The sequence below is a fragment of the Desulfitobacterium sp. THU1 genome, from assembly GCF_038181555.1.
GTDB lineage: Bacteria > Bacillota > Desulfitobacteriia > Desulfitobacteriales > Desulfitobacteriaceae > Desulfitobacterium.
Map to the genome: position 1 here is coordinate 413110 of NZ_JBBWUA010000001.1, position 16756 is coordinate 429865.

General features: G+C 45.5%; 19 protein-coding genes. 18 read left to right on the forward strand and 1 reads right to left on the reverse strand.

Going from position 1 to position 16756, the window contains the following annotated elements:
* The first annotated feature begins 259 nt into the window (after window positions 1–259).
* Window positions 260–487: a hypothetical protein gene (locus tag AAC978_RS01910; protein ID WP_341546262.1), complete on the forward strand. Its 228-nt coding sequence runs from the start codon at window positions 260–262 to the stop codon at window positions 485–487.
* A 4-nt stretch (window positions 488–491) separates the two neighbouring features.
* Here AAC978_RS01910 and AAC978_RS01915 read toward each other — a convergent pair whose 3' ends face one another.
* Entirely contained in the window at window positions 492–635 is a 144-nt protein-coding gene (locus tag AAC978_RS01915) for a hypothetical protein (protein WP_341546263.1), read from the reverse strand.
* A 156-nt stretch (window positions 636–791) separates the two neighbouring features.
* Here AAC978_RS01915 and AAC978_RS01920 point away from each other — a divergent pair, with 156 nt between their 5' ends.
* The 17 genes from AAC978_RS01920 to minE all read left to right on the forward strand — a co-directional run bounded on the left by AAC978_RS01920 (window position 792) and on the right by minE (window position 16602).
* On the forward strand, window positions 792–2174 hold the full coding sequence (locus AAC978_RS01920; protein ID WP_341546264.1) for a bifunctional folylpolyglutamate synthase/dihydrofolate synthase: 1383 nt from the start codon (window positions 792–794) through the stop codon (window positions 2172–2174).
* A 125-nt stretch (window positions 2175–2299) separates the two neighbouring features.
* A complete protein-coding gene (locus tag AAC978_RS01925; RefSeq protein WP_341546265.1) occupies window positions 2300–2926 on the forward strand; it encodes a DUF47 domain-containing protein in 627 nt (208 codons plus the stop codon).
* Window positions 2919–3926 carry an inorganic phosphate transporter gene (locus AAC978_RS01930; protein WP_341546266.1) on the forward strand — a complete coding sequence of 336 codons (1008 nt, stop codon included), beginning with the start codon at window positions 2919–2921 and terminating at the stop codon, window positions 3924–3926. The genes AAC978_RS01925 and AAC978_RS01930 overlap by 8 nt, the downstream gene beginning before the upstream one ends.
* 235 nt (window positions 3927–4161) lie before the next feature.
* Window positions 4162–4842 carry an SPOR domain-containing protein gene (locus AAC978_RS01935; protein ID WP_341546267.1) on the forward strand — a complete coding sequence of 227 codons (681 nt, stop codon included), beginning with the start codon at window positions 4162–4164 and terminating at the stop codon, window positions 4840–4842.
* A 115-nt stretch (window positions 4843–4957) separates the two neighbouring features.
* Window positions 4958–5590 (forward strand): redox-sensing transcriptional repressor Rex, encoded by a 633-nt coding sequence (locus AAC978_RS01940; RefSeq protein ID WP_341546268.1) that lies wholly within the window; start codon window positions 4958–4960, stop codon window positions 5588–5590.
* Between the two features lie 144 nt (window positions 5591–5734).
* Window positions 5735–7150 (forward strand): aspartate ammonia-lyase, encoded by a 1416-nt coding sequence (locus AAC978_RS01945; protein WP_341546269.1) that lies wholly within the window; start codon window positions 5735–5737, stop codon window positions 7148–7150.
* 172 nt (window positions 7151–7322) lie between these two features.
* Entirely contained in the window at window positions 7323–7586 is a 264-nt protein-coding gene (locus AAC978_RS01950) for a DUF4321 domain-containing protein (protein ID WP_341546270.1), read from the forward strand.
* A 1-nt stretch (window position 7587) separates the two neighbouring features.
* Window positions 7588–8226, forward strand: coding sequence for a Maf family protein (locus AAC978_RS01955; protein WP_341546271.1), 639 nt, complete (start codon window positions 7588–7590; stop codon window positions 8224–8226).
* A complete protein-coding gene (gene radC / locus AAC978_RS01960) occupies window positions 8195–8878 on the forward strand; it encodes a RadC family protein (protein WP_341546272.1) in 684 nt (227 codons plus the stop codon). Before AAC978_RS01955 ends, radC begins: the two co-directional genes overlap by 32 nt.
* A gap of 125 nt (window positions 8879–9003) precedes the next feature.
* Entirely contained in the window at window positions 9004–10020 is a 1017-nt protein-coding gene (locus AAC978_RS01965; RefSeq protein ID WP_341546273.1) for a rod shape-determining protein, read from the forward strand.
* Window positions 10021–10168: 148 nt separating this feature from the next.
* Entirely contained in the window at window positions 10169–11035 is an 867-nt protein-coding gene (gene mreC, locus AAC978_RS01970; protein WP_341546274.1) for a rod shape-determining protein MreC, read from the forward strand.
* Between the two features lie 2 nt (window positions 11036–11037).
* Window positions 11038–11547 carry a rod shape-determining protein MreD gene (gene mreD / locus AAC978_RS01975; protein WP_341546275.1) on the forward strand — a complete coding sequence of 170 codons (510 nt, stop codon included), beginning with the start codon at window positions 11038–11040 and terminating at the stop codon, window positions 11545–11547.
* Window positions 11537–11752 (forward strand): hypothetical protein, encoded by a 216-nt coding sequence (locus AAC978_RS01980; RefSeq protein ID WP_341546276.1) that lies wholly within the window; start codon window positions 11537–11539, stop codon window positions 11750–11752. The genes mreD and AAC978_RS01980 overlap by 11 nt, the downstream gene beginning before the upstream one ends.
* A 720-nt stretch (window positions 11753–12472) precedes the next feature.
* On the forward strand, window positions 12473–14551 hold the full coding sequence (mrdA, locus tag AAC978_RS01985; protein ID WP_341546277.1) for a penicillin-binding protein 2: 2079 nt from the start codon (window positions 12473–12475) through the stop codon (window positions 14549–14551).
* A 234-nt stretch (window positions 14552–14785) separates the two neighbouring features.
* The gene (minC, locus tag AAC978_RS01990; RefSeq protein WP_341546278.1) at window positions 14786–15469 is read left to right on the forward strand and encodes a septum site-determining protein MinC; all 684 of its coding nucleotides are present in this window, start codon (window positions 14786–14788) and stop codon (window positions 15467–15469) included.
* A gap of 32 nt (window positions 15470–15501) precedes the next feature.
* Window positions 15502–16296 carry a septum site-determining protein MinD gene (gene minD, locus AAC978_RS01995; RefSeq protein WP_341546279.1) on the forward strand — a complete coding sequence of 265 codons (795 nt, stop codon included), beginning with the start codon at window positions 15502–15504 and terminating at the stop codon, window positions 16294–16296.
* A gap of 30 nt (window positions 16297–16326) precedes the next feature.
* Window positions 16327–16602: a cell division topological specificity factor MinE gene (minE, locus tag AAC978_RS02000; protein WP_341546280.1), complete on the forward strand. Its 276-nt coding sequence runs from the start codon at window positions 16327–16329 to the stop codon at window positions 16600–16602.
* Window positions 16603–16756 lie beyond the last annotated feature (154 nt).

The window sequence follows — 16756 nt, forward strand, 5'->3', positions numbered from 1 at the left end:
CCCGTTCTAACGCTCAAGCTTTCGGCCCCGAAAGGTGCCCGGCTAAATCGGCTCCTGCCTCGTAGCCGGTTGGAAACGTCCTGTTTCCAACCTTTCTACGCCGAAAGCTTTTCGCGAAGAACGGGTAGCTGCTCGCTTAGAAGTCGTTTCCCTATTGCAAATCAATATCCTTGGGTTGGCTAACGGGATTTTCAGCAGCATTTGAAGAAATCTGGTGCATTTTCTTACAGTAAGGTAGCTGGAGCTTAAAAATACTGGGGTGCGAGATACTACCTTCAAGCCCCCCGATCAAACCTCGGGCATACGTTACTTTTACCCTGAAACACGACCCAAGGATTTTGACATACAGCAGAGAACGGATTTAAGCGAGCAGGATGCCAAACTTCGCGAAAAGCTAGCAGCACAGACGGGTTGGAAACAGGACGTTTCCAACCGCCCATTGAGCAGGAGCGATTTGGGCGGAAACCCGTCGGAGCGGAGAGCTTGAGCGATTAGTTTGGCACCGCGCAGCTTATAGAGTGAACGCGTATGGCAAAATCCTGGAGATTGCTGGACACAATAACCTGCACTAATACTAGAGACTGCTGGAGGTTATAGGCTTCCATAACCTCAATAGCCACCTTCTTGCAAAGCAAAGCTAATACCCACCCGCGAAATTCTCCCGCCAATTGCAGGAAAACCGTCACCGATAGGGAATTATCGCATAGTAAACTTGTACATAATAACCATGTGCCACCGCATATAAACCATAGAGGTTCAGCACAGGCGAAGATTCAAAGGAGGAGCATAAGGTGAAGGATAAAGAAACTTCGGAGCTAAGCGAGCAATCAAATCAAGATAATTCGCAGGAGGTGTCCTCCTTAGAGCTTGAATATGAGGAAGCGCAGGAGTATCTTGTTAACCTTACGAAATTTGGTATGAACTTTGGCCTCGGTCGTATTGAGGAACTTTTAAAACGGTTGGGTAACCCTGAAGAACATTTGAAAATTATTCACATCGGCGGAACCAATGGCAAAGGGTCGACCAGCATGATGATTGCCGAAATCCTTGAAGATGCCGGATATAGGGTAGGAGTGTTTACTTCTCCCCATCTTCACGATTATCGTGAGCGGATTACCATTAATGGTAAAATGATTCCGAAAGGAGATGTTATCAAGCTGATTCAAATGCTTCGCCCTCATCTAGAGGATCTTGTGCGGCAAGGTGTAGAGCATCCTACCGAGTTTGAGGTCAATACGGCCATGGCTCTTAAGTATTTTGCAGAGCAAAAGGTGGACTTTGTGGTTCTCGAGGTAGGACTAGGGGGGGCTATTGACTCCACCAATGTGGTTAAGCCTCTGATTTCCGTCATTACCAATGTAGGTATGGATCATATGAACTACCTTGGTGAGACTTATGAAGAGATCGCTCAAGTCAAAGCAGGAATTATTAAAGCTGGAGCCATTACAGTAACTGCGACGCATCGCCCAGAGGCCTTAAATGTAATCCGCGAAAAAGCCAAGGCTGTAGGGTCCCCCCTTTGGGTGGTGGGTGAGGATGTTAGCTGGGAGACACGTTGGAGCGGGGAGTTAGAACAGGAATTTGATCTCGTTGGGCTGCGCGGGGTGTATAGTAAACTGCGTTTACGTCTAGTTGGCGAACATCAAGTAGTAAACGCCGCTACTGCGGTGACCGTGTGCGAAGTGCTGAAATCAGAATACGGAATCGGCCTTGAGCGAAAAAATGTTTATCAGGGACTCTATAAGACTCTCTGGCCAGGTCGTTTGGAATTGCTTTCCCTTAAACCTAAGATTCTTTTAGATGGTGCACACAATGTAGATGGAGCCGAGGCATTGACGAAAGCTTTAACGATTTTTCAACGGCAGCGGTTGATTTTATGTATGGGTATGTTAGGAGATAAAGAACGAGAGAAGGTCGTGAATCTCCTCGCACCATTAGCGGATGAGGTTATCGTGACGAAACCCAATTCACCTCGGGCTGGTGATTGGCAGTATTTAGCCCATTTAATAGAAGAAAAGGGTAAGCCGGTCACCATCATTGAGGAGCCCCGTGAGGCAATGCAGGAGGCCTTTTCGCGCTTGGCCATGGAAGATATGCTTTGCGTAACCGGTTCTCTCTACATGATTGCTGACGCTCGACAGGCCTTATTAGAACTATTGCGGCAAGCACACTAATAGTGATTACCACTAACGATTAGTTAAATTTTGTTAAAAAAATTAACATAAACTTAACATTAGCGGCTACAAAATTTGCTACAATACTACAAGATATCGTTACAATAACGACTGGAGGTTAGTTAATGTTTGGTCTATCTACAAAAGAAGACAAGTTTTACACTTTATTTAGGGAGAGCGCAGAATTAGCCTGTATAACAGCAAAGAAACTTGAGGGGTTAATCTGCCAGAATTCCGTGTCTGCTGAAGAGGCTGAGATGATGCATGATCTAGAGCACCGAGCAGATAAAATAACGACAGAGATTGTGGACCGTTTGAATTCAACCCTTATCACCCCATTGGACCGCGAAGATATCTATACGCTTGCCCAAAACCTTGACGATATTGTGGATTTAAGTCAAGGAGCGGCGGAGCGTATGTCTCTCTATCATACTAAAAAGCCTTCCATGGGTGCTCAGGAACTTGTACGTACCATAGTTAAAGCTGTGGAACAGCTCAAAACAGCCTTCTGTTGCTTAAATAGCATTCACTTTAAACGGAGTGAGATTCTTGCTGCAACTGAAGAAGTGTATCGTCTTGAGGCTGTAGGAGATAGCTTATACCGTCAAGAAGTGGGACGGATGTTTGAACATGAAAAAGATGCGATTGAAATTATTAAGTGGAAAGAGATTCTTGAACATTTAGAAAATACCCTAGATCAATGTGAGGAAATCGCTGATCTCCTTAAAGGAGTTGTATTGAAGTATGATTAGTTCCAGTGCGTTACTGATTCTCGTCGTATTTTTCGCACTGGCTTTTGACTACATCAATGGATTTCATGATACGGCTAACGCCATTGCGACGAGTGTTTCAACACGCGCGCTCACTCCGAAGCGAGCAGTTATTATTGCGGCAATACTAAATTTTACTGGTGCGTTGGTCAGCACAGGGGTGGCTCAAACGATAGCCAAGGATATTGTTAATCCTAAATTTGTGACTCAAGAAATTGTTATCGCTGCTTTGATTGGAGCGATATTTTGGAACTTATTGACCTGGTATTTTGGCATTCCTAGCAGTTCCTCTCACGCTATTATCGGTGGAATGATTGGAGCCGCCGTCTCTAAACTTGGTTTTGATGTCCTTCAGGTTCAAGGTATCCTGAAAATTGTTGCTGCTTTACTTATATCTCCGATTGTCGGTATTATTCTAGGTTTTATTATTATGAAGATACTCTATTTCATTTTTGGTAACTTTGCTCCTTCTAAAGTCAATCAGGGTTTTCGCAAGATGCAAATGCTTTCTGCGGGACTGTTAGCTTTTAATCATGGCTCCAATGACGCACAAAAGTCTATGGGTATTATTACGATGGCCCTTGTGGCGTCTGGTCTGCAAGACCCATCTAATCTCGATCCGGCCTTATGGGTAAAAATGGCCTGTGCTTTAGCGATGGCCTTAGGTACAGCTGCGGGTGGATGGAAAATCATTCGGACCATGGGTGGTAAGATATTCAAATTAGAGCCGATCAATGGCTTTGCGGCAGACTTGACTTCTTCAATTGTAATCTGGACTGCGACAGCTTTCCCCGGGCTACATTTACCTGTGTCCACGACTCATGTGGTATCGGGCTCGATTATGGGTGTGGGGAGCGCTAAACGGATCTCTGCTGTGCGCTGGGGTGTAGCTCAGCAAATGCTTGTAGCCTGGGTGGTTACGATTCCAACGACAGCGATCACATCATTCCTTTTCTATAAACTCATTAGTGTTATTTTGTAAGAAACGCAAGAAGAGTATAAGATGCTTTTAAGCTCACTGAAAGGAACCGTTTTCGGTTCCTTTTCTCATTTGTATTGTGGCTCTACTCATTTTATTTATTGACATGAACGGCTTATCTAGCACATAAATTGATATTAGCTTCAGGTTGTCCGAAATGTGAAAGTTTTGTTAAATCTGACTTTAATCGCGATTTTGGATTAGGAAGAAGTTGACAGCAAAATGAGAGGGTGATAGTATGAATAAATGTAATCGTTGGATTATTAAGTTTTTCGGGGTTTTTGCTATTATCTTGTTTGTATGGACGACTTATTATTTTGGTTATACTTATGTTAAGTTAGTCACACAACCCAAGGACACACATTCAACCTCGCCTAGCACTTCAGAAAGAGAAAGATTCCTTTTGACTTTGGATAAAATTGAATTCTGGACTTGTCAGATGGGAGTATTCAATTCTGAAAAAAATGCTAACAAGGAAAAGGAACGACTACAACAATTAGGGTGGGATGCCCAGGTTATCTCTAAAGATCCTTTTGTGGTAGCAATAGGCTTTGCTTATGCGAAGGATGAATTACTTGGGATTCAAGAATTGCTGAAAGAGGGTGGAATGGTTACTGTTCCAAAACTGATGATTAATCCTGAACGTGCCTTTCAGATTCGGGGCACAGGAGCAAAGAAGACGGCTGAGATTTTAAAGGGTGTCAATACCTATCTAAATACACCTTATGCCACCCGGGAAAGTATCCTTCCTCAATTTGAAAATCTAATGCTGACTACTTCGCATGGGTTGACGAATTTGCATGAAGCATCCCTATCGATGATCAAGGCGGAGAGGACACTGCCAGTCGATATGAGAAAGATTATGTCCTTGCGCCTTTATGGAGAATACCTGAGTGCTATTGAAGTTCTAAAAAGTTGAATAAAATTATTTGATGCGAATTATTTGAAATTAGCATTGTTAAAATTTGTTTACCTATGAACTTAGTGATATAATGAACTTACTTTCAAGAAATAAGAAACGGGGGATTACATTAATGAAAACACTTAAAATCCCAGAAGCTACAATTATTCGTCTTTCTGTTTATTCAAGACATTTAACAGATGTAGATCGCAAGGGGATTGTCACAATATCATCAGGTGAAATTGCTGAAGGTGTTGGCGTAAGTCCAGCTCAAGTGCGTAAGGATTTAGCATACTTTGGTGAATTTGGAACTCGTGGTGTGGGCTATAATGTAAAAGATTTGCACCGCCATATTCTGAAAATACTTGGCTTAAGCCAGGATTGGAGCGTTTGTCTCGTGGGTATGGGTAACTTAGGTTTAGCCCTGACTACATACAAAGGTTTCCGTGAGCGCGGATTTATTATCACCAGTATCTATGATAATGATCCTATGAAGATTGGGCTTAAATATCATGGTGTCGAAGTCATGTGCATTGATAATATCGAAGAAGTTGCAAAGAATAACAAGACGCAAATTGGCATCATCGCTGTGCCTTCTGCCGCTGCTCAAGAGATCGCGGATAAACTCGTCCGCGCCGGAGTGCAGGCGATTCTCAATTTTGCACCTGTAGTGTTAAATGTTCCCCCAGAAGTCGAGCTTAGAAATGTGGACTTAGCTGTTAATTTCGAAGTATTAACCTTTAATGTGGGCGCCCATCGTTTATAAACAGTATAAAAAGCAGAGATTTGAAGAAAAGTAAGACAAACTATTGTCTTGCTTTTTTGCATCCTAGGATATTGTGGATGACTAAGAGGAAGCAAAATCACTTTGTGTGCAAAAAGGAAGTATATAGAATGATGAGGAGTTATTATGCGTAAAGAAAAGGATCTACTCGGCATGATGGATGTCCCGGATAACGTCTATTATGGCATTCAAACCCTGAGGGCTAGAGAGAACTTCCCGATCACGGGATATCGCCCACATCATGAACTCATACGTGCTTTAGGATTAGTTAAGGCTGCAACGGCGAGGGCAAACATGGAGATTGGCTCAATGTCCCGTGACGTCGGAGCGGCAGTAGTCAGTGCTGCTATGGAGGTTGCAGAAGGAAGGTTCGATGATTATTTCGTGGTGGATGTTATCCAAGGGGGGGCAGGAACCTCCTATAATATGAATGCTAATGAGGTTATCGCCAATCGGGCCATTGAGATTCTTGGTGGAACAAAAGGAGATTATTCACGTGTGCATCCAAACGTCCATGTCAATATGGCCCAAAGCACAAACGATGTTTTTCCTACAGCTATTCGCATCGCTTGTTTAAATGTGGCTGACGATTTGCTCATGGCCCTCAAGGAATTGCAAGCCACCTTGGCGAGCAAGGCTCAAGAGTTTGATGGAGTCATTAAGATGGGAAGAACTCACCTTCAAGACGCGGTCCCCATACGCTTAGGTCAGGAGTTTGCGGCCTATACGCAAATGTTGGGGCGAGATATTCGGCGCATCGAGGGGGCTTCTCAATCCTTGTTGATTGTCAATATGGGAGCAACGGCTGTAGGAACTGGTTTAAATGCTGACCCGGTGTATATTGAGAAGGTTTCTGATCTTTTGAGAGAAATCACAGGTTTGCCGCTCCGCAGGGCGGAAAATTTAGTCGATGCCACCCAGAACACGGATGCCTTTATGGAGGTATCGGGAGCTCTAAAGACTTTGGCTGTTAACCTTTCCAAAATCGCTAATGATTTAAGGCTAATGGCTTCCGGACCAAGAACGGGCTTTGGAGAGATTACCCTACCGGCCATGCAGCCTGGCTCTTCTATTATGCCAGGAAAAGTTAATCCGGTGATGGCTGAAGTGGTCAATCAGGTTGCCTTCCAGGTCCAAGGTAATGATTTTACTATTGCCTTAGCCTGTGGGGCGGGACAGCTGGAACTGAATGTGATGGAGCCGGTGGTGGTCTTTAATCTGCTCCAATCCTTAGATATACTGCGAAATGTCATCAAAGTCTTTAACGAGCGTTGTGTGGTCGGTATAGTTGCCAATGTGGAACGCTGTCGTAACCTAGTAGAAAATAGCGTGGGCGTGGTGACAGCAATCAATCCTCATGTGGGCTATGAAGTAGCATCACGAATTGCCAAAGAGGCGATTATTACAGGTCGGCCTGTGAGGGAAATTGTTCTCGAAAAAGGGGTGCTAACGGCTGAAGAACTGGAAGTGATTTTGAATCCCTTTGAAATGACAAAACCGGGAATCAGCGGCTCGGAGTTGCTTAAGGGGAGCCGCACGTAGCAGATGTGATTTTGTAAAGCTTATTATGGATGAAATTAATAGTAAGTTTATATTTTTACGAGGAAGGGCCTCTTGCGAATTGGTTATGGAGGTGCTAAACTAAAAAGTGTCGAAAAATTAGCCAGGAGCAACATGCCCTGGCTACATTTCTATGGTTGAAAGGGGGAAGAATATGCCGGCAGGGCGAAATAATTCGGGGATGGGTCGCACGATTCTCCTTATTCTGTCAGGAGCTGCTATAGGCACTTTAATGGGTTATGGGCTGGAGAAATTTAGCTTTTTAGCACCTTTTTTGCGCCCGGCGGTCATCGATTTTCCTTCTCATACCTATCTGGACTTCTTTTTTATGTCTTTCTCCTTTGGCTTCCGTTTAAACATCACTATTGCAACCATATTAGGTGCTCTCGGTGGTTATTATCTAGCTAGGAAGTGGTAAAATGCTCGTACTGGCTTCAGCTTCTCCGCGTCGAGGGATGCTCCTGAAAGAAGGGGGATTTTCCTTTACTCGGGTAGCTGCAGATGTTTCTGAAGAGCTCTCCCAAGGTATTTCCCCTGATTCAGCTGTAAAACAACTGGCTTTGCGCAAAGCACAGGCAGGATTGAAGAATTGGTTAGATATAGGTGGAAGTCGCGAGGATGTAGTTCTCGGAGCCGATACGATTGTTGCTTTAGGAGGCCGAATTCTAGGCAAGCCTAAGGATGAAAAGGAAGCAGAGGAAATGCTCACTGCTTTAAGTGGACGAGAGCATGAAGTATACACCGGGGTGGCACTCATTAATGGGGCAGGCCGCCAAGAGCACGGTGCGGTAAGGACAGCGGTCTTTTTTCGTTACCTGACTCATCAAGAAATCCTCGAATATATTGACTCAGGGGAGCCTATGGACAAAGCGGGTGCATATGGTATCCAAGGTCTTGGTGCTCTTTTAGTGGATTATTATCGGGGATCCTTAAGCAATGTGATTGGTTTACCCATGGAATATGTCAAGGCAAGACTCAGCGTGTGGGGGATTGAGCATGAAGATATCGCCCTACATGAGGTGAAGGATGGATTATCGCCGGTTGAAGGATCTTCCTGAGGAATTGCTACCTCGTGAACGCTTGTTTCAATGTGGGCCTGAGGCTCTCTCTAACCGTGAGATTTTGGCAATTTTGCTGAGGACCGGCCTAAAGGGAGAGAATGTCTTAGATTTTGCTGAACGGATATTGACTCAAGCAGGAGGATTATCTGGGTTGGCTCGCTTGACAGTTCATGAATTGACCCAGCTGCATGGTATGGGAAATGCTAAAGCAGCCGAGCTCAAAGCGGCCTTGGAGCTGGGACGGCGTTCGGTTTCCTCCGACCCTCTGGTTCGGCCCGTTATCAATTCTCCTCAAGATATCGCGCATCTGGTCATGGAAGAAATGCGCTATCTGGATCGAGAGCATTTTCGAGTGGTTAGTCTATCCACCAAGAATCATGTTTTGGGAATTAGCTCCATTTCAGTGGGGTCTCTAAATTCTTCCCTGGTACATCCTCGGGAGTGCTTCAAAGAAGCTATTCGGCGTAATTCCAATGCGATTATTCTTTTGCATAACCATCCCAGCGGTGATCCATCACCCAGTCGGGAAGACCTTGATGTGACCCGGCGGTTATCCGATGGCGGACAAATTTTGGGCATAGAAGTCCTTGATCACGTAATTATTGGAGATAATCGGTACATAAGCTTGAAAGAACGAGGGATATTATAGGGGAAGGACCTAACCCCTCGGACAAGTAGCAGATTTCGGCTAAGGGGTAAGCCCCTGAAAGAACTTATGGATTTCGTATTATTTCCTAGGACATAGATATCGTAAAAACGGAAGGGGAATATCCAATGTTTTTTGGCAAGGATTTAGGAATTGATTTAGGTACTGCTAACACGCTGGTCCATATGAAGGGCAAGGGAATCGTTTGCAATGAGCCTTCTGTGGTTGCGATTGATACAGAAAAGAAAACACCTTTGGCTGTAGGAGATAAAGCGAAGGAAATGATCGGACGGACCCCGGGCAATATTGTGGCGATCCGCCCCTTAAAGGATGGCGTTATTTCGGATTTTAATGTAACTCAGAAAATGCTGAAATATTTTATTTCCAGAGCCTTGGGCACGGAATCTCCTTTTGCTCGTCCACGAGTGGTCATCTGTGTGCCTTCCGGTGTGACCCCAGTTGAAGAACGTGCAGTTAAGGAAGCAGCCTTAGCGGCAGGTGCTAAGGATCCGATTATCATGGAAGAGCCTATGGCTGCTGCTATTGGTGCAGGGCTTCCGGTGAGTGAGCCTACGGGAAATATGATTGTGGATATCGGTGGCGGGACCACGGAGGTTGCAGTCATTTCCTTGGGCGGGATCGTTACAAGCCGTTCCATCCGCATTGCCGGTGATGAGATGGATGATGCCATTGTAGCTCATATCAAACGTCGTTATAACTTAATGGTGGGTTATCGCACGGCTGAGGATATCAAAATGGAAATCGGCTGTGCTTATCAAGCTGAAAAGGATAAACGCTATCAAGTCCGCGGAAGGGATCTGCTGACAGGCTTGCCGAAGACCGTTGAGATTACGGCTGAAGAGATTCAAGAAGCTCTTCAGGAACCTGTGTTGGCTATCGTTGAAGGTGTAAAGTCCTGCCTAGAAAAGACTCCTCCGGAATTGGCAGCAGATATTATGGACCGTGGCATTGTAATGGCAGGAGGAGGATCCCTACTGCGTAATCTGGACAAGCTCCTTGCGGATGAAACGGGGATGCCGGTACATCTAGCTGAGGACCCCCTTTCTTGTGTTGCCCTTGGGACGGGAAAGGTTTTAGAGAACGAGGATATTTTCCGTAGAATTGCTGCATTGCAAAAAAGCTAGAGTTTGTCCGATGACTATCAGCCGTAAGACTCCCATCTACTATAAGTGGGAGATAACGGCTGCTAGACCCCTGGACATAGGAAACTTGCCTGCTTTGCGGGCCTAGTTGACTTGTCTAGAATCACTTGAAGGCGGGGAGGAAGGCCTGGTGCGAAAAAGAGTGAATGCAACGGGAATCATGGTTCTCGTTTTCTTCCTCGTGTTAGGTGTGCTTGTGAGTATTCGCTTAACTGGACTGGGAAGCCAATTTCCTAACCCAATCGGTGGGGTATTGCAGCGTGTCCACAGCCCAGTACAGAATGTTATTCTGAACGCGGGAAACAGCTTCAAAGAGAACACTCGCGTTTTTTGGAATTTTGATGAAGTACGAAGGGAAAATGAGGAATTAAAAGCTACAGTAGAGCAGCTGACAGGGGATAATCTTAAGCTGAAAGAGCAGGTTTTGGCTGGGTTACGCTATAATGAACTGGATCAACAGATGTTCAACAGCCCTAACATAGATAAATATTCGAAGATCGGTGCCAGTATTATTAATCGTAATCCTACCGCATGGTATCAAACTTTGAACATCAACCGTGGGTCTAAAGACGGGGTGGCTGTGAATGATCCGGTCATCGTTGCTTTAGGCTTGGTCGGCAAGATTGTCTCCGTGACGCCGACCACTTCAGAGGTCCTTTTGATCACAGATAGTGAAGGACAAGTCAGTGCCTCGGTGCGGGGAAGTACCGGATCCCCAACCTTTGGTATTGTTGAAGGAACTTATAAACGAACCACCCGACTAGAAGTTGAAGGTAATCTTCAGATGCTATTGCGTCGCGATGATAATGTCAATGTTGGTGATTTAGTGTTGACTTCCGGTATGGGAGGAGTATATCCCAAAGATATTCCTGTGGGTAAAGTGGAACAGATACAATTGGATGGCTCTGGCCTGTTGAAAACAGCCTATATTTCGCCTTTTGTGGATTTTGATTCTTTAGAGGAAGTTTATATTGTAAGAAAGACAGGGGGGCAATAACGATGCGGCGGAATATCCTCATTGTCGTTATGCTCCTTTTTAGCTTAATTCTGCCAGGAACCGTCTTCTATTTTTTGTCCTGGGGTGGGATTAAGCCGGACCTATTGCTGCTCTTTACCATTTATATGGCTTTACATCATCGGATGTTGCCGGGTGCCTTATGGGGATTAGGAGCAGGTATATTAGCAGACTTTTATTTGGGCAGGCATTTTGGAATGTACGCCTTAACCTTAACGATGGTTGCCCTGCTTACTGTTTGGCTCTCCCAGCGATGGTATCGGGAAAACTTTTTCTTGATAGCCCTCTTGGTATTTTTGGTTACGTTTGTGGGAGAAGGCGTCATCGCTCTTTTGAATATAGTCGTAGGGGCCCGCTGGGCCTTCGATGATGCGTTGCGCTTGGTCCTCGGCGTCTCAGTTTATAACGCGGTTCTTGTGCCTATAACGTATCCGTGGATTCATCGCTCGTTTACGCGAGGGTGGCTTAAATATCGGCCGAAGTATGAGCGATAGAATGGCTTTTGCTGTGCTGCGCTTTGCTCTGGCCTTGCTATGGGGTCATTTGCAAGCTTTCGTAGGGAACAAGTTAACATGTGCAAACGTTTCCTTGGGAGAAAAGTCGTGCAAGTGGAGTTGCGTTACAGGCGCTCGGAAACTACGCTCGCAAAGAAAACTAAGGGCTAAACTGCTTGATGAAAGAGGCAGGATACCCACCTAAATCGCCTTCCATGGCTCTCTAGGCGGCGAGCAACGTCCTGTTGCTCGTCCAGCTGTCTCGGGTGCAGTTTAGCCCAAGTTTTCTAGTTGCTCGCGTAAAAACCTCGCTTTCTGTAATCGCAACTCACTTCGCAGGATAGGCGTTAGAATGTCTTGTAGGAATGGCTTTAGAATGGCTCTGTAGAACGAGCTTGGAGAATGGCTATAGCATGACTTCGCCGGAAAGGCGGTAGGATGGCACAGTGGGAATGAGCTTATAGTGTGACTCTGCAGATCGCCTATCGTATGGCTACCAAGTGTGATCGCAAGACTTCTAGGATTGTTTGGCATCAGCTTGTGCGAGGCTTTGAACGCCAAGATGAGCCTTAGGCATATAAAGTGATCCTAGAAAACCTTATAAGACTACCCAAGGATTTTGATTGACAGCAGAGAACGGCTTCTAAGCGAGTAGCTACCCGTTCTTCGCGAAAAGCATGCAGCGGAGCCGGATTGGAAACAGGACGTTTCCAACCGCCTATTGAGCAGGAGCGATTTAGGCGGGTATCCGGTGGAGCGAAGTGCTTGAGCGTTAGAACGGGTGCGCGCAGCTTATAGAGTGAACGCGTCAAGCAAAATCCTGGAGAGCCCCCAGAAGACTTTTCAAGCAGAACCCAAGAAAACTCCCAGAAGATTTACGACAATTCCCTTCAGAATCCATCGCAAACGAAAAGGAGGCGAGAAAATGGAAGAAGATCAAGAACGCAAACCCTACACCCTTCGTCTCTGGGCCCTCGGCGTCGCAGTATTCCTCGTGTTCCTTGTGCTCAGCTTTAATCTCTGGCGTCTGCAGATCGCCGAAGCCTCCTACTACGAAAGCAAGGCCCAAGGGAATATCATGAAGCTTGTTTCGATTCCTTCGAATCGTGGCGATATCATCGATCGTAATGGTGAGCTACTCGTCACCAGCGTACCTCAGTTTGCCTTGACCATTGATTGGATGGAGTTACAAAGTGCCCAAAGTGAAAACTGGAAAGAAGTTATTACTCGTTTGGCTGGCTACATTAAACCCTATTGGCCAATAGAGAAACAAGGGGTTGAGTTCATTGCCGAAGATATTTTGGTAATGATTCAAAATCAGCAATGGGAACGCTATCGTCCTGTGACGGTTATGAGCAATGTTCCAGATCCCTTGAAGGCAATTATAGCGGAGCATAAGGATGAGCTGCCGGGTGTTAACGTAGAAGCGTTACCGGTGCGTGATTATCGAAAGAATACACTTGCTGGACATCTTCTTGGTTATGTGCGTGAAGTGAGTGAAGAGGAGATTGACAAGTTTAATCAAGATCCCTATGCTCAGGAGGCAGGCTTTACTTACACACATGGGGATCTGGTCGGCAAAATGGGTGTAGAGAAAAGCTATGATTATTGGCTGCGCGGAAGAGAAGGGGTACAGCAGGTCATTGTCGACAACAGTGCTCGTCCCATAGCTAAAGAAGTCATCCAGCCTGCGGAACCGGGGAAAACTCTTCAGCTAACTCTTGACGCTGAGCTGCAAGCTGTTATGGAAAAGGCGCTAGATGATGTGTTCAGAAATGAAGTGCACAAGGACCGTCCGGATGCTAATGCCGGAGCGGCAGTGGTTATTGAAGTTAAGACGGGCAAGATACTGGGCATGACTTCGCGGCCTTTTATGAATCCTAACGATTTGACCGGTATTATTTCAGAGGAAATTGCTACGAGATATTTCACAGCGGAAGAGGCGGCCTCTTTTGACCGAGCGTTAGCCGGGACTTATGCACCCGGATCAACTTTTAAGATGACGACGGCCTTGGCTGGCTTGCATTCAGGTGTAGTGACACCCAGCGAGCAGTTTAATAGCTCCAATGTAGCAGCCACCTTGGGGACTGTAAACGGTATTCAGGAATGGTCGCCAGGTGGATTTGGCTTAGTGAATTTAAATCGGGCGATGGCGAAATCCTCAAACACCTATTTCCAAGCTGTAGGGCAGAGAGTGTTTGCTAAAAATGGCGAAATGCTAAAGCAAATCGCCAATGAGCTGGGGCTTGGTGTCTATTCTGGGGTAGATATCCCCGGTGAATCTAAGGGTAATGCTCCGTCTCCTGAATGGAAAAAAGCAACCTTTGGCCCTGCATATGAAAAAACCAGAGATAATGATCTTGCCGAGATCGAAAAAGAGTTTAAGACAAAGCTTGCGGAAGCTAAGGATGAAGATGCCAGAAAAAAGCTAGAAAACCAGAAAAAAGCTAAAATTGATCAAGTGCATGCTGAATATAACTACAATGTCCGTTGGTTTGTAGATTGGCAATATTTTGAGACCTTCAACACCGCTATCGGGCAAGGGGATAATACCTATACTCCTTTGCAACTGGCAAATTACGTTGCTACGGTAGTCAATGGCGGTAAACACATGCAACCCTATATAGTAGATAAGATCCTTGACCCGGTCACTGGAGAAGTTGTTCATCAAAACCAACCTGTTGTGAGAAATACGGTCTCTGTCTCGCCTGAAAACTTAAAGGCGGTTAAAGAAGCAATGAGCAAGGTAACCAGTGGAGAAGGAACGGCGGCTTGGCTTTTTGCGGATATTCCTCAATATACAGGTGGGGGCAAGACCGGTACCGCTCAGATCGGATCGAAGAATACAGCGGCTGGGGATTTATTTAATGGAGTCTATGTGGGTTTTGCACCTTATGATGATCCCGAAATTGCTTTTGCCGGAGTTGTAGAATACGGATATCACGGGGGAGATACAGCTGGCCTTATAGCTAAGGCAGCATTTAAGCAATATTTTGGTTGGTAGTCGACCCAGTGACAGGGATTTGGTGGTAATATAACGAAAGAATGGATAAAAACGAGGAAAATTACCCTCGTTTTTTTCTTTTCCCGAAAGGGAAAAGGGTGAGCATTGTAGAATTAGTATGAGCGTCAACTAAATGGCGTAAATTTTTAATGCACAAAACTTCGGACTTGGACAAGCTTTCCTTTAGGCTAAGGCGCCGAAGAGCATACCATGGAATAATTGGGGGATTAACGGTTGACACGGACAGAGCATATTGCCTTGAAAGGCACCCGGGAGGGCTTAATTTTATATTTGGATCCCGAGGCAGATTTTTCTGTTTTGATGGATGAATTGAAAAAACTACTAGATGACTCCGACCAGTTCCTGCTAGGTGCGAATGTTCGCTGTTATGGGGGAGAGAAAGAGTATACCCCGGCGCAACAGGAAGAGCTGATATCCTGTTTAAGCAAGTATAGTCTTGCTTTTAATGGGTGGCTTACATCCGCAGAAGTATACTCTAGTGCACGGAAGACACCATCGGTTCAAGAGGTTGAGCCACCACGTGTTCTGGAAGAAGGTATGGTAGAAGGACCTAGTCTTTTTGTGGAGCGCACCCTTCGTTCCGGAGCTAGCATCCAGTATGACGGTCATGTGATTGTTGTAGGAGATGTGAATCCTGGAGCTGAGATCGTAGCTACGGGAAATATCGTGGTTATAGGTTCTCTTAAAGGGGTTGCTCATGCGGGTGCTACAGGAGATCGAACATCGACAGTGATTGCCTATCATTTAGCACCAACACAGCTAAGAATTGCGGATCTGGTGACGCGATCCCCGGAAGATGAGCTGGAATGGAGGGGCCCGGAATGCGCACGGATTAAGGGTGACCGCCTTATAGTGGAAGGGATTCAGCTCAATGGACTAAGGGGAAAAAAGATATAGCATGAAGGAAATTTAGAAAGGTAGGTTGAACTATGGGAGAAGTCATTGTCGTCACCTCAGGAAAAGGTGGGGTTGGTAAAACTACCACTTCGGCCAATATAGGAACAGGACTTGCTGCAGCGGGCCAAAAAGTGGTTTTAGTAGATACAGACATCGGCTTACGTAATCTCGATGTAGTAATGGGGCTAGAAAATCGAATTGTCTATGATATTGTGGATGTCACAAGTGGTGTGTGCCGTTTGAAGCAGGCGTTGATCAAAGATAAGCGGTTTGAGAATCTCTATCTACTCCCGGCAGCCCAGACCAAGGATAAAAACGCTGTAACCCTTGATCAAATGAAAGCCCTCTGTGATGATTTAAGGAAAGAATTTGACTATGCTATCGTTGACTGCCCTGCCGGAATCGAGCAAGGTTTTCGCAATGCGATTGTTGGAGCTGACCGAGCCGTTGTGGTCACTACTCCTGAGGTCAGTGCGGTCCGCGATGCAGACAGGATTATTGGACTTCTGGAAGCGGCAGACCTGCGCAATCCGCGTTTAATTATTAACCGGATTCGGCCCCATATGGTGAAACGTGGCGATATGATGGATATTTCAGATATCCTAGATATTTTGGCCATTGACCTAGTCGGCGTAATTCCTGATGATGAAAGCATCGTCATTTCTACAAACCGTGGTGAACCAGCAGTTATGGATCAATCCTCCCGCGCTGGAGAAGCATACCGAAGGATTACCCGGAGAATCCAAGGAGAAGAGGTTCCCTTGATGAATCTCGATGCTCCGGATGGATTTATGGATAAACTGAAGAAATTATTCGGTATGAAATAAGTGCTTGGCACTCAAGAGGAGGAATAGGCCATGTTAGACTTTATTAATCGTATCCTAGGAAAGGAACCGGCTTCTAAGAACGTCGCAAAAGAGCGCTTAAGGCTTGTCCTCGTACATGACCGAGCTACCATCTCGCCGCACATGTTAAATCAGCTGAAAGAGGACTTGATCAAAGTTATTTCGAATTATATGGAGATCGATGAGAGTGCCTTAGAGGTTAACTTAAATCAAGATGATCGAGAAGTGGCCTTAATTGCCAATATTCCTGTCATAAAAATGAAAAGAGATTATTCCACTAAGGGATAATGAGCCACGTTGTGCTGCGGCTTATGCACCGCAGGGTTGTTGTTGGACAACCCTGTGGTGCTTTTGCATTAATGCTTATGGGGTAGGTATAAGATGTATGTATGAGACGGTTGATTAGGTATAAGAAGATTAAATAGAAATAAACTTTGACCTG